We start from the raw sequence: 11903 nt of genomic DNA, 5'->3' as shown, positions 1-11903 counted from the left end.
CGGGGCGCAAGAGGGTTCGGGGAATCGTCGCGGCGCCGGATGGAAACGGCGGCACATAGGACGGTTCTCATATCCCGATCCCCCTTCCTCTGCCGAGGTCGAGACCGTGAGAGAGGGCGAGGGCCGCGCCGAGTCGGCGGCCAGCCTCCATGTCGATGCCTAGCGCGGCCTTGCGATTGGCGAGCAGAGATTCCAGCTGCGGATCGCGTTCCAGGCTCCTGGCCATGTCGCCCATTGCCGACCGGGTGGCCTTGTAGTCCGCCATGTCGCCCGCCTGGTATTGATGCTGGCTGACGCGGTCGAGCTTCCGCCAGCGCTCGACAAAGCGGTCGGCGCGGCGGCTGGGATCGGTGCGGATTTCGGTTTCAAGCTGGAGGGCGCGAATGGTGCGGTTGACTCGACCCGTCGCTGCCTCGTGAGTGAGTTCCGGGTTCTTGGCGTAGGCGGCTTCGGCATCGCGCCAGCCGTGGGGACGGACTTTNTGACTCGACCCGTCGCTGCCTCGTGAGTGAGTTCCGGGTTCTTGGCGTAGGCGGCTTCGGCATCGCGCCAGCCGTGGGGACGGACTTTCTCGAAAGCCTTGCGAGCGTCGGAAAGTTTCCGCATCTGGTCCGGGCGTCGCTTGCCGCCCGCATCTTCGGCGCTGAATATCGCGTCCACCGCGCGGGCATGACGGATGAGCGCATCGGTGCGGGTCTTGCGCAGCGCCGCCTCCGGGTCCGCCGCCACGGCTCTTTCCGGCGCATCCGTCGTTCGCGGGACCTTTGCCGCAGCGCTTTCCCGTACCGGCCCCTGCGCTTCGCAAGCGCCCGGCGTCGGCGCTGCCCGTTCCGGCCCCTGTCCGCCATCGGCGGGCAAGCGCATACCGTCGAACATGCCGCGCACCTTCTCCGGCACCTTACGCACGATCTCGGTCACGCGCTCGCCGAAGGTGATGCCGCGCCGTTCGGCGTAATCCCGCGCCGGGTCGATCTGCTCGTAGTCGGATGCCATGTCCTTCGCGCGGTCGCGCGACAGGGTGCGAGCGAGCCGGTCCTGACCGGCGAAGTCGTCGTGGCCATAATGCAGGTCCATGCCGTCGCGGTGCCGGGACAGCGCGACATAGCTGCTGTGGGCGTCCATGCCCGGTGTTGCCAGCACATGCGTTCGATCCACCGTCATGCCCTGTCCGGAGTTCCCATGGCCTTTTCTCCGTTCGGCGCTTGTCGACCTCGTGCGCATCGCCCAAAAAGCTCAGCCAGATCGATTTGTGCCCGGCTCCGATCGCATTGCGTTGTTGTCGCGGTCGTCAAACAAAAGCGGCAGTTGAGAATGAACTCACATGCTGCCAAAGCGTAGCGGCAAAAGACTGAAAAAAGCCCACGACATCCCGGCGCAGAACACGACCGTCGCGCAGTGTCCTGCGATCCCACACGCCCCGCGCCGCCTTCCAACGGCGGCGCGGGGTCGTCGCAAGCAGCAGGGAGCTGTGAATGTGGCTACAGACGCTCAAGGGCGAGCAGGACTTTGATCACTGCTCGCATTCCAACATCCATGCCGGCTTATTAACCTGCGAGCGTTGCGAACTCGTCTTCCGAGAGGTCGCCGCTCTCGTCAGCATCCGCGGCAGTGAAGGCATCTTCCGTCACATCCGGCATTGCGGCCTGCACCTCTTCCAAGGTGACCGTACCGCTCTGGTCGGCGTCAACGGTCGCAAAATCGACAGCCTGCGCAAAGGCAGGAGCGGCAAAGCCCAGAATGGCCAGTGTCGCGAGAATATTCTTCATTGGAATGGTCCTTCTTGTTGTCGTCCTGACGGGGCTTCACTCTGAAGACTGTTCATTGTCAGCCCCGCCCGAAATGACCATCAAACGAAAAAATGGTAGAATTTTGCAAGAATATTGTCTAATTTATGTCTTTATTTGGTAACTACAAATAAGAGTTTCCGCGTAAATCCAAATCAATTAGAATAATATTGCAATTCCTGTAGCATCAACATATAAATATAAATAATCATTACCAATGGGGATTTTATTTATCAGATCTTCAATATTTCGATGGCAATTCGTAATTACATGGGGTAATCGCGGGAGCGAGTTGCGCCGAAGCCAGCCGTAGTCATGGAAGGAGGTGGCTGTTCCCCGATAAGATGAAAGTACGGGCTCACGACGTGACGCCGGGCCCAAGCATCCAACGGAGAACAACCATGGAACAGTATATCGGATTGGACGTGTCGTTGAAAGAGACAGCGATATCGGTGCGGCAGAATGGCAAACGGATTTGGCGTGGCAAATGCCCATCCGATCCGCAATTGCTGGCCGAAGTGATCCGCAAGCGTGCGCCGAACGCGATGCGCGTCGTGTTCGAGACCGGCCCGTTGTCGGTCTGGTTCTATCATGGGCTGACGGCGGAAGGTATGCCGGCGATCTGTATCGATGCTCGTCATGCCAAAGCAGCGCTCGACATGGCGCCGAACAAGACCGATGCGAACGATGCCGACGGCCTGGCACATCTTGCGGAAGTCGGTTTTTATCGTGAGGTTCGGGTCAAGCAGTATGACAGCATGCTGACCCGCACTCTGGTTAGCGCCCGCGGCCAGTTGATCAAGATCGTGACCGAACTGTCCAACCAGATCCGCGGGCTCATGAAGACATTCGGGCTGGTCGTGCCCAAGGGCGCCGGTCGCGTATTCGAGGCCAATGTCCGAAACCTGATTGCCGGCAACAGCGGCCTGGCGCAGATCATCGTGCCTCTGCTTGAGGCATGGCGCGGCGTGCGCGGCCGGGCGGCGGAACTCGATCGACAGCTTGTCGCCGTCGCGCGTGAGAGTACGCCGTGTCGACTTCTCATGTCGATACCAGGTGTCGGGTCGGTTGTAGCAGCTTCCTTCGCCGCAGCGATCGAGGCCCCGGAGAATTTCAGGACATCGCGTTCAGTGGGCGCGTGGCTGGGCCTCACCACCAGGCGTTACCAGTCGGGAGAGGTTGACTTTGACGGGCATATCTCGCGGCGCGGCGACAATCATCTGCGGGGTCTCCTGTATCAAGCTGCGACGGTGATCCTGACCCGGAGCACTGCCGACAGCACACTTCGATCCTGGGGCTTGAAGCTGAGGGAAAAGGTCGGCTTCAAGCGGGCAGCAGTCGCAGTGGCGCGCAAACTTGCAGTCGTCATGCACACGATGCTGAAAACCGGCGAGCTCTTTGATCGGACCGCCGGCGCCAGCGCCTGAGCCACATCGCACGGCATGGGAGACCGACCATGACCTGAAATTGAGCTGGTTGCCAGGAGATTGCGTCCCCTTCGGACGCGCCGAAACGTCCCTGCCGGGACGTAGGTCGGGTCATTCCGTTATGTGGGTTGCAGGTGCGCGAAATCTCCACGCAAACTGCGTTAATTACATTGGAAGACCCCGCCCTTGCGAAAACCCATCATGCGGCGAACTGGTGTCGACCGCGAAGACAACCCTGTGCCCGGCAAACGACCATCCAATGGCGCCAGGAAGAACAAGCAGCGCGATCGCAACACGGCTTTTCCCGTTCGCTGTCTGTCCGAAGAACGGCAATATGTCATCGGACAGTTTCCAAAAAAGGACTTGATCAATGAGTTGCGATTAGACAACCCACGCCTTGCGATCGCCGACCTCGGTCGTCAGACACTGACGTTGTCAAATCGCGTCGAACCGTGCCCCCCAACATTTCGCTTTCAACGTTAGGTCTTCTCTATTTGGCGCACTGCCGTCGACGGTGATCGCGATCGAGGCGTGCGGCGCATCGCCCCATTGGCTTCAGCCAGCGAGAAGAAGGTCTGCCGCCGCAACCGGCCCCAATAAGCAGCCACGTAGAAGTTTGCTACGGAGCTATCGTGTAGCGTAATTTGCACACCGCGAGGACGTAGATTTTCCAGGCTCCCCCGCCGTACCTATTTCTCCCCACCACCGAATTCATTACAATTCGACGCAAATCCCGTGGTAGTTGTTGAATTACCCTTAGGCTTATCTGTCTATTACCGACCTAACGAGCAGCGAAACAGGTGCGAATTTAGTTATCAATCAGGGGCATTAAACGGAGGATACCGTGCTTCGGGATTGTATTTTGACGCGCAGCCATTTGAACGCGGTCCTAGAGATCCTTGGAGACGACGATAAATTCGCCCGCTGCCGCGAGTATGTGTCGATCGCGCATGCGGAGATCGAGAGGGTTCAGGCGGAGATCATCGCGACGGCGGCCTCGCGCCCCCGCTTTCTCCACAGGACTATGTCGGTCACGGTCGACAGATCGAACGAGCCACTGCCTATCCGGGCCGGAGATTCTAACTCCTGGGAAGACAGCTATGGTCAGCAACTCGCCGACGGCCGCTTGTCCTCCATGTTCCCTGCCGCAGCCGGGATGGAAGCCGATCTGCAGTCGCGCAGGAAGTACGATGTCAAAGCTGCCCGCATCACGAGCGTGATCGAGCAGTGTCAGCTTTCGATCGCCTACCAACCGATATACAAATTGGAAGATCGTCGCATCGCAGGTCTGGAATGTCTTTCACGGTTCCCCGCGGCGCCTGTGCGAGCACCTGATCTGTGGTTTGCGGAAGCAGCGGAGGTCGGCCGCCAAGTTGAGCTGGAACTGCTTGCAATCCGCCTTGCGCTGCAGGAGCTGTCGGACCTCCCGACCGATATTTATGTGGCGCTCAACGTATCCCCCGATACGATCTTGAGCGGTCAGCTTCCGGCGGCACTGGAGGGCATGGCTCCGGAGCAGATCGTTCTTGAGATTACGGAACATACTTCGGTAGAGGATTACGCGTTCTTGACCCGGGCTCTCCAACCCTTGCGCCAACGCGGCCTGCGGATAGCCGTCGACGACGCGGGGGCTGGATATGCCAGCCTGCGCCATGTTCTTCAGCTGAAGCCGGAGATGATCAAGCTCGACGTCACCCTGACCCGGAACATCGACGAGGACCTCGCCCGCCGAGCCCTTGCATCGGCGCTGATCGCTTTCGCCAAGGAGACTGGAAGCCTCATTATTGCCGAGGGCGTGGAGGCAGCCTCCGAACTCGCCGTGCTTCGAAGGCTAGGTGCCCACCAAGCGCAGGGTCACGTCTTCAGCAAGCCGATGTCACTCGCCGAGTTATTAGACCTCCTCGAGCAGGAACTGTCAGTGCCGCGTGAATTCCCCCCCAAAGCGCCGAAGTAAAATTCCCAAATTCCGCCGGTCAACTCGCTGTGGCGATGGGGTGGAGCCGAGGCGGTCGCCCGCGACGGCGCGGCTCTGCTTGTAGCGGCGGAGCGATGATAGCCTTCGAGCGGACGTGCTCGGGCATGAGCTCGGCGTGCTGGCGAAGCCGATAGCTTGATCCCTCGCTCTGAACGACGACGGCGTGATGCAGCAGGCGATCGAGGAGCGCGGTGGCGACGACCGAATCGCCGAAGACGTCGCCCATTCGGCAAAGATGCGATTGGACGTCAGGATATGGACCTCGCCGGCAAGCTTGTGAACCTCGACAATCCGCCGGCGCGTGGCGTCAGGAACGCTGTAGAGGTTGCCGTCGACACTGACCATGCCGTCCCGGCTGGCGGCGCTCCAGCTTGAGGACCGATCGGAACGGCGCGAGCGGCAGCAGCCGCAGACAGGGCCGTTCCTCGGCGAACGCTTCGCCGACGACGCGCTGGGTCGTGGCATGCACCCGGCAGTTGGCGACGGTATCGAGCCAATGGGCCAGTTGCCGGTTCAGATCGTCGAGATTGCGGAACGAGCGCGCCAGGAAGAAGTCTTCCCGGATATATCGAAACGGCCGCTCCACCTTACCCTTCGTCTGAGCCCGATAAGGGAGCAACTGGATCGGCTGCCAGAAGCGGCCCGGACGCCAGTGAGCGTGCTCTTCGATCAACTTGCCGAGACGAACAAGCGGATCGAGCAGTTGACCGGCGAGATCGAAGAGACCCACAAGCAAAGCGGGACAAGCCAGCGCCTGGCCACAATACCGGGTGTCGGCATGCTTTCGGCGACGATCATCACGGCGACGACGCCTGATGTCAGCAATTCCGGGTCCGCGAGAGACTACGCTGCCTGGCTCGGCCTTACACCCAAACCGCACTCGACCGGCGGTAAACAGAGGCTTGGTCGAATCTCGAAGATGGGCAACCGTTATATCCGGCGATTGCTGTATCTGGGCGCCATGGCGCAGATCATGGTCAGACGGAGGCTCGGGCTGGGATTGGACTGGCTATCGAGCATGCTGATCCGGAAAAAGACAAAGGTCGTCGCCATCGCCTTGGCACATCGCATGGCAAGAACGATCTTCGCTGTCCTTCGGGACGACATACGCTATCAGCCGCAGGCGGCCGCCTGATCGGCTAAAGGAATGGTCAGGGCAAAGTGAGGTGATGGCGAACGGACGGAGCCGAAGAACCAGGACACCCCGATCAATCCGAAGCGCTTTGAGCGCGCTCGATTGATTGGGACCAGTTCTCCAAGCGAACATTCATCAGGGCGCGCAGCGATCCCGCGGCATATTCAGACGCCGTATACATGGCCGCAACCGACCTGTTCATCAAAACCGATCCGACAATCCTTGACCCGCAGGAGCCATCCATACACGGATTGAAGTCGGGGCTGTAAGGCGGCAGATATCGCAGTTGCGCACCGGCCTTTTCGATCGCCTGGCGCACGCCATCAGCTTTGTGCGCTGGAAGATTATCCATGACCACCACGTCTCCTGAACTGAGCGTCGGCGCCAGCACCTGCTCCACATAAGCGATCAGACTTCTCCAGACAATATTCGGGCGAGAATCATTGCCGTCAGGCGCATTGATTGCAATCTGCGCTGGCGTTACAAATGAACATGCCTGATCAGTTCAGCGACCAGATCCAGCGTGCGCTGAGCGTGCTCGAAACCGACCGGAAGGGTCTGACACGCATGCTCGAAGTTTCGATGGCCACATTGCGATCGTGGGAAGTGCGTTCGCCACCTGCCTATGCGTGGCTTGCAGTTGCGGCACTCATAGCGAGCCTTGGGACGAAACGGCTGACTGACCCCGCCAACCAAAACACGAGGCACGCGTCAGATCGCTTTTCCCTCGACAGAGGCAGTGACAAGGGGCGCTTCTCATAGTGGCTTCATCTGCTCCGGGAAGTGGGAATCGAAAGGACCGCTCGGGAAGGCGAGCGAGACCCCACGATCCGATCGACGTGGCCGTCGGCCGAAAACTTAAAATCCGCCGGACTGCAGTCGGCATGAGCCAAGTAAAACTTGCCGAGCGTCTAGGTGTGACGTTTCAGCAGGTCCAGAAATATGAGAAGGGCGCAAATCGACTCGCAGCTTCTACACTTTACCGGGCAGGCCGCGCCTTATCGGTCCCCGTCGAGCACTTCTTTGAAGGGGTCGATGACGTCGATGTCGAAACGGAGATTGCCGATCTCAACCCTGCCGCGTATCGGGAGGCCAGTGCGTTCATGAAGATCGAAGATGCCAAGGTGCGCGCTGCAATCAGCGCCCTGGTTCAGGTGCTTGCTGCCGACGATCAGGAGAAATGACGAATAGCAAAATCTGAGTATGGAAGTTTGGCTCAATGGGCCGCTTGCAGACTGCACGTCTGCGAGCGGCGACATTCCATGTCAGTATCGGTTCGCTAGAGGTGGCCTAGGGTTTCTCAAGAATCTTTGCTCTGAGGGATCGTTAGCGCGAGAAAACGGTCACGCTGCCGTCCGCGTTGGTCTCTAACGCGACGACCGACGAAACATCGACATTCTGCGCATCGAGCGCTGCCGAAAGTTCTGCATCGGCTTCGATCGCCGCCTGAAGCGCTGCGATGTCCTCCTCATTGTCAGCGACCGCGTTGTCGAGGGCGGCAGCGTTCTTGCCTTGAACCTCCCCTTCGACGTCAACAACCGTGACTGACGACGCGTTTGCCAAGGCGTCAATGTCGTTCTCGGAGGTCGGATCGCGGAAATGGCACGACCGAAATTGGTCTCCGAGCTCACGTATACATTGCCCTGGGCCTCACCGCCTGCAGCACCGCTTACACCCATTCCACCTGCATTACCGTTTCCGCCTGCTGTTGCTCCACCGGACGCGCCGGCTCCAATCCCGCCGCCAGCGGCACCTGTGCCAGCTTCACCAGATGCGCCTGTGCCGCCACTGCCGACGCCACCACCGAAATTGCCAGAGGCACCGCCACCGTCTCGATTTCATTCGCCGATCGATTGATCATTGTGTCCCGACGAGCCGGACTTATGAACCCCGCTGTGTGGTGAATGTGGCTTCTCTGGTCAACTCGATCGCGCCTTAAAAACCTTCCGTGAACGTCGGACCTGTGGGCGGTGCGCGATCCAATCGAAACACGTCAATCCTCGCGCTCGGTTGCTAGGCGGCTTATCGGTTGCGGGCGGAAAGACCGCGTTTGCGGTATTGGCCGCGGTGAGAATTCCCGAGATCAGACCGTTGTTAGGAATGCATTAAGCACAACCGCGCATGATCGTCATGCGGGGCTTGGTATTGCGTTCCTCGCCTTTCCGCCAAGGTATGCTTATTATAGTTCGCGCTGATTTGCGGCGCGCAACATCTCCTGGATGCGCGCCACAACCTGCGCTTCATCATAGGGTTTGGCCATCAGCGGGCCGTCTTCGCATAGATCACCGGCCTTCTCCGCCGCGTTGACCATGCCGGAGTTCAGGATGACATGGAGGTCCGGTCGATGCTGGCGTATCCAACGGGCAAGGCCAAACCCGTCGAGTTCGCCAGGCATCTGAACATCGGAAAAGACGACGTGAATCGTCCGGTCGGATTCGATGACTGCCTTTGCATCGTCGCCCGTGGAGGCTTCGATAACATGGAAGCCGCAGTCCCGGAGATAGTCGGCAATGTTGATGCGAATGAACAACTCGTCCTCAACGACGAGGACCGTTTTGTGGTCATCGCTTTGCGCGGAGCCTTTTGTATTCGCTTGGGCGTAATTCATCGTCCTAAACGTCGACGCCTTGAAACGGTTCCCGTTTCGCCACGTTTGCCCGAAAGGATCTGGCGCGTCTCTGCCAAGCTTTGCTCAGCGGGAACGGCGGTGCGTAAGGGTAGAGGCTGATCCGCTCCATTCCAGATCACGAAGCCTCGCGCACGCCTCGAGCACCTTTCGAATCTTGTATTTTTCAAGATTGACGACGTTCGTTCGCCCCCCGGCCGCACACAGGTCGATAATCAGTCGGATGAGTCCGATCCGCCCGCGAGTGCGGCCCCAGCGATGCGCTTCGCGCTTTTCGACCCGGCCGTGGCGCGGACCACAGGCCGCTTCGACGTCAGCCTCCATCATCGCGCCCAGCGTTTCCATCCCCGCCGCAAGACAGAACCGTTCGAAGCTCTGCTGAACATCCATCAGCGCTTCGTCCGCAGTCCCGATGAACGGCGTCGTCGGCAATATGATATCTGTCTTCATGGCGTTGCTCTCCTCAGTGGAATCGGCACCCCGAGCCTAACGGCTCAAGGCGGGCAACGCCGCCCACTTCAGAGTTTCAACAGAGACCGGGACATTCCCGCGCCCCGACTTGCCGCAGGGCGGCACCATAGGAGGGCAGCTTGTCACCAAAGCCCGGTCAGCGTCCCCATTGTTTGATCGGCTTGGATTTTTCGTGCGCAAAGCCCTCCGCCCAAATCTTATGCTCGGGATCGCGTGGTGAGTATGGATTGAGAGCCACTTCGCCCTCTTGCCGATAGGCCATTCGGGCTTTCGTCCATATCGCCTTTTCCCTTTCGGCGGCGGCGATCGCTTCCTCCAGCTGTTCGGTGGTCTGTTTCTCGGGGTCAGCCATGTCAGGGCTCAAGGTATCGTGTTGCGGTATCCGGTCGATGCCGGTAGCCGGTCTGTCGCTCGATCTCGCGCATGACGGCCCTCCAATGGCGTTGACGCTTTTCGTCATCGACGATTCGCGCCAGGCGTCGTCGATCCTGGGCGGCCAGCCAGGCGCGCCGCGGATCGTGCATGGCAATGAGATCATCGGCGGATTCACGGACCGCCCGTGGCGTCCACCACTTGAGAAATCGGTCAATCCAATGGCGGATCATGGCCTATCCATATGGCTGAAGGCCGAACGGCTGCTTTGGCGTTCTGGATTTGTTCGCAGGGACCAAGGCAGAATTGCGCGCCGATACGATGCGATACTTGTCGCCGGTCACAGATAACGCGGCCTGAGAATAATTCGCACAAGCGAAAAAGAAGCCGGGAACGATCACCCGACTTCGCATGGTTAGCGTATGGCAGCGAATTCAGTGACGGGCAAGCCACTCGTCGATTTCGCGGCGCACCTGATCCTTCTCATAGCCGTAGCGTTCCTGGATCTTGCCCTCGAGCTGCTCGCGATTGCCTTCGACGACATCGAGATCATCGTCGGTCAATTTGCCCCACTGTTCCCTGACGCTGCCCTTCAGCTGCTTCCAGTTTCCTTCCACACGATCCCAATCCATCGGAATTCTCCTTGAATATGCCGCTCCCGATGAGCGCTCGATACGGGAAGCTTATGCGGGACGGTTTCGTTCCAAGCGGGAAGACGGTTCCGGTCGCAAATAAACAATCGGCCGAGTGTGCCGCCGGCATCGACGATCACTGATCGGTCGTCTTTTCGTCGCCACGCGATATGGGCCGAGCATACATCCTCCTCAAATCATTTGCGTCCCGGAGCAAGGGTGCTGCCGCTTCGTGTGCCTCACGCCTGATCTCGGCAATTCGCGCCTGCGTTTGATCCCGTGCTTCCTCGGCCGCCTTTCGCCATATACCATTCACGTTTCGCTTGATCTCATCGAAGGTCTGCCGCGCCTGGTCATCGATCCATTCATAGTCCTCGAACATTGGCTCCAGAACCTTGGCTTGACATATGCCGGCGGTCCACCTCGACCCCCGGGCCGCCGCCCGCGAACCCACCTGCGGCTACCCCAGGCGATGTGCGTCAGCAGGGAGCTTGACCAGCCAAAGCCAGCAAGCGCCGCTCAGCGGCGCTAAATCACGGCTTCAGTCTCTAGTTTGCCGGCGGAACGGCAGCCGGCTCGGTGTTTGTCGGGGGAGAGGCAGCGGGCTCCGAGTCTAGCGTGGCGGGCTCTTCGGTCACGACAGGTACGGTCTCGGCCTCGTCGTCGAAGGTACCAAGCGCCCAGGCCAGCAGGAGCAGGCCGAGAATCACGGCCAAGGCAATGCCGATCAGCTTGCCGACATTGCTCTTGCTTTCGGTAATGGTGACTTTCGGATCACGGTAGTTGCTCACGGTTTCAGTCCTTTGTTAGATTGCTGGCGCTGCGCGGAGATCAATAGTCGCTGTCAGGCGAACGCCGCCGGTAGGACCGCATGTCGGGGTTGGTATAGGCGGGGTCTCTTTCGCCCCGCAGCGCCGGATCGAGAGTTCCACGCATTGGGTCGCGCGGCGAGAGCAGATCGTAATTGCTGAATTCGGCGTCCAGGTCGTCGATGTTGTAGGCCTCGGCTTCGGGACGCCGCATGATGGCCTGGATGCGATCAACCCGATCGTCACCGGCATCAACCGAGACGATATAGTCGCCCCGGCGAACACTGGCCTCATACGTCCGGGCGTCGGCGTCCGGCAGGTTCAGATCATGGATCGCGTCGAAGTAGCGACGGTCATCGTCGTCCGCGGCAACAATCCCGCGATCATGGTCGGGAATTACATGGATATCGCTGCGGGACAGACCCTCCGCTTCGAGTTCCTGACGGACCAGGTCGGCTACGGCATGGGTGCGATAAATCGCTGTAACGTTGCGGTTCATATCTTCCTCCCGAACACCTCGTTGTGCGTCTTTAATGCTCGCGCGCTGTCCAGAGTTCCATTCTGCCATCACACGTGTACAAAAAGGGGATGTCCCGAAGTTTGTTGAACTTCGTTGAGCGGCGATGCCGGGTTGAACGTTACGCGGCCCTCGAAGCAGGGGCAATGAACTTT

General features: G+C 59.6%; 13 protein-coding genes and 6 pseudogenes. 5 read left to right on the top strand and 14 right to left on the bottom strand.

The window, feature by feature from the left end; genetic code table 11:
* Positions 1 to 67: 67 nt before the first annotated feature.
* Both VQ044_RS21725 and VQ044_RS21720 read right to left on the bottom strand, forming a co-directional pair.
* A pseudogene (locus VQ044_RS21725) lies at positions 68 to 1176 on the bottom strand (hypothetical protein); the annotation flags it as partial.
* A 368-nt stretch (positions 1177 to 1544) separates the two neighbouring features.
* The gene (locus VQ044_RS21720) at positions 1545 to 1766 is read right to left on the bottom strand and encodes a hypothetical protein (RefSeq protein WP_327626386.1); all 222 of its coding nucleotides are present in this window, start codon (positions 1764 to 1766) and stop codon (positions 1545 to 1547) included.
* A 419-nt stretch (positions 1767 to 2185) separates the two neighbouring features.
* Between VQ044_RS21720 and VQ044_RS21715 the strand changes: the two genes are divergently transcribed.
* Together VQ044_RS21715 and VQ044_RS21710 are read left to right on the top strand one after the other, a co-directional pair.
* Positions 2186 to 3211 carry an IS110 family transposase gene (locus VQ044_RS21715; RefSeq protein WP_331827765.1) on the top strand — a complete coding sequence of 342 codons (1026 nt, stop codon included), beginning with the start codon at positions 2186 to 2188 and terminating at the stop codon, positions 3209 to 3211.
* Between the two features lie 862 nt (positions 3212 to 4073).
* Positions 4074 to 5165 (top strand): EAL domain-containing protein, encoded by a 1092-nt coding sequence (locus VQ044_RS21710; protein ID WP_327649456.1) that lies wholly within the window; start codon positions 4074 to 4076, stop codon positions 5163 to 5165.
* A 19-nt stretch (positions 5166 to 5184) separates the two neighbouring features.
* Here the strand turns inward: VQ044_RS21710 and VQ044_RS21705 are convergent.
* A pseudogene (locus tag VQ044_RS21705) lies at positions 5185 to 5441 on the bottom strand (ATP-binding protein); the annotation flags it as partial.
* A gap of 11 nt (positions 5442 to 5452) precedes the next feature.
* Positions 5453 to 5799, bottom strand: a pseudogene (locus VQ044_RS21700) (Mu transposase domain-containing protein); the annotation flags it as partial.
* On the opposite strand from VQ044_RS21700, the pseudogene VQ044_RS21695 reads away from it, so the two are divergent.
* Positions 5794 to 6321 (top strand): annotated as a pseudogene (locus VQ044_RS21695) (IS110 family transposase); the annotation flags it as partial. The pseudogenes VQ044_RS21700 and VQ044_RS21695 overlap by 6 nt on opposite strands.
* Before the next feature lie 247 nt (positions 6322 to 6568).
* On the opposite strand, the pseudogene VQ044_RS21690 reads toward VQ044_RS21695, so the two are convergent.
* Positions 6569 to 6727, bottom strand: a pseudogene (locus tag VQ044_RS21690) (transposase); the annotation flags it as partial.
* A 56-nt stretch (positions 6728 to 6783) separates the two neighbouring features.
* On the opposite strand from VQ044_RS21690, the gene VQ044_RS21685 reads away from it, so the two are divergent.
* Entirely contained in the window at positions 6784 to 7083 is a 300-nt protein-coding gene (locus VQ044_RS21685; protein WP_327649457.1) for a hypothetical protein, read from the top strand.
* Between the two features lie 77 nt (positions 7084 to 7160).
* Positions 7161 to 7505 carry a helix-turn-helix domain-containing protein gene (locus VQ044_RS21680; RefSeq protein ID WP_327649458.1) on the top strand — a complete coding sequence of 115 codons (345 nt, stop codon included), beginning with the start codon at positions 7161 to 7163 and terminating at the stop codon, positions 7503 to 7505.
* A 142-nt stretch (positions 7506 to 7647) separates the two neighbouring features.
* Here the strand turns inward: VQ044_RS21680 and VQ044_RS21675 are convergent, their stop codons facing one another.
* The 9 genes and pseudogenes from VQ044_RS21675 to VQ044_RS21635 form a co-directional block, all read right to left on the bottom strand.
* On the bottom strand, positions 7648 to 7884 hold the full coding sequence (locus VQ044_RS21675; RefSeq protein WP_327626346.1) for a hypothetical protein: 237 nt from the start codon (positions 7882 to 7884) through the stop codon (positions 7648 to 7650).
* A 106-nt stretch (positions 7885 to 7990) separates the two neighbouring features.
* Positions 7991 to 8182 (bottom strand): hypothetical protein, encoded by a 192-nt coding sequence (locus VQ044_RS21670; protein WP_327649459.1) that lies wholly within the window; start codon positions 8180 to 8182, stop codon positions 7991 to 7993.
* A 318-nt stretch (positions 8183 to 8500) separates the two neighbouring features.
* A complete protein-coding gene (locus tag VQ044_RS21665; RefSeq protein WP_327626344.1) occupies positions 8501 to 8929 on the bottom strand; it encodes a response regulator in 429 nt (142 codons plus the stop codon).
* A gap of 246 nt (positions 8930 to 9175) precedes the next feature.
* Positions 9176 to 9397 (bottom strand): annotated as a pseudogene (locus VQ044_RS21660) (IS256 family transposase); the annotation flags it as partial.
* 157 nt (positions 9398 to 9554) lie between these two features.
* Positions 9555 to 9878: a hypothetical protein gene (locus tag VQ044_RS21655; protein WP_327649460.1), complete on the bottom strand. Its 324-nt coding sequence runs from the start codon at positions 9876 to 9878 to the stop codon at positions 9555 to 9557.
* 346 nt (positions 9879 to 10224) lie between these two features.
* The gene (locus VQ044_RS21650) at positions 10225 to 10422 is read right to left on the bottom strand and encodes a CsbD family protein (RefSeq protein ID WP_327626393.1); all 198 of its coding nucleotides are present in this window, start codon (positions 10420 to 10422) and stop codon (positions 10225 to 10227) included.
* Between the two features lie 136 nt (positions 10423 to 10558).
* A complete protein-coding gene (locus tag VQ044_RS21645) occupies positions 10559 to 10804 on the bottom strand; it encodes a hypothetical protein (RefSeq protein ID WP_327626394.1) in 246 nt (81 codons plus the stop codon).
* 166 nt (positions 10805 to 10970) lie between these two features.
* Positions 10971 to 11213 carry a hypothetical protein gene (locus VQ044_RS21640; protein WP_327626395.1) on the bottom strand — a complete coding sequence of 81 codons (243 nt, stop codon included), beginning with the start codon at positions 11211 to 11213 and terminating at the stop codon, positions 10971 to 10973.
* A gap of 40 nt (positions 11214 to 11253) precedes the next feature.
* A partial coding sequence (locus VQ044_RS21635) for a hypothetical protein (protein WP_331827764.1) occupies positions 11254 to 11903 on the bottom strand: 650 nt, incomplete at its 5' end.

Origin of the sequence: Aurantimonas sp. C2-5-R2, assembly GCF_036549495.1 — a bacterium.
Classification (GTDB): Bacteria; Pseudomonadota; Alphaproteobacteria; order Rhizobiales; family Rhizobiaceae; genus Aurantimonas; species Aurantimonas coralicida_A.
The sequence above is the reverse complement of the archived record's forward strand: the minus strand, read 5'-3'. Positions and strand labels throughout refer to the sequence as shown.

Bases quoted from the DNA above. Each gene is read 5' to 3' on its own strand.
- VQ044_RS21720 (WP_327626386.1), bottom strand. From the start codon at position 1,766: ATGAAGAATATTCTCGCGACACTGGCCATTCTGGGCTTTGCCGCTCCT.
- VQ044_RS21715 (WP_331827765.1), top strand. From the start codon at position 2,186: ATGGAACAGTATATCGGATTGGACGTGTCGTTGAAAGAGACAGCGATA.
- VQ044_RS21670 (WP_327649459.1), bottom strand. From the start codon at position 8,182: ATGATCAATCGATCGGCGAATGAAATCGAGACGGTGGCGGTGCCTCTG.
- VQ044_RS21665 (WP_327626344.1), bottom strand. From the start codon at position 8,929: ATGAATTACGCCCAAGCGAATACAAAAGGCTCCGCGCAAAGCGATGAC.
- VQ044_RS21655 (WP_327649460.1), bottom strand. From the start codon at position 9,878: ATGACGAAAAGCGTCAACGCCATTGGAGGGCCGTCATGCGCGAGATCG.
- VQ044_RS21650 (WP_327626393.1), bottom strand. From the start codon at position 10,422: ATGGATTGGGATCGTGTGGAAGGAAACTGGAAGCAGCTGAAGGGCAGC.
- VQ044_RS21645 (WP_327626394.1), bottom strand. From the start codon at position 10,804: ATGTTCGAGGACTATGAATGGATCGATGACCAGGCGCGGCAGACCTTC.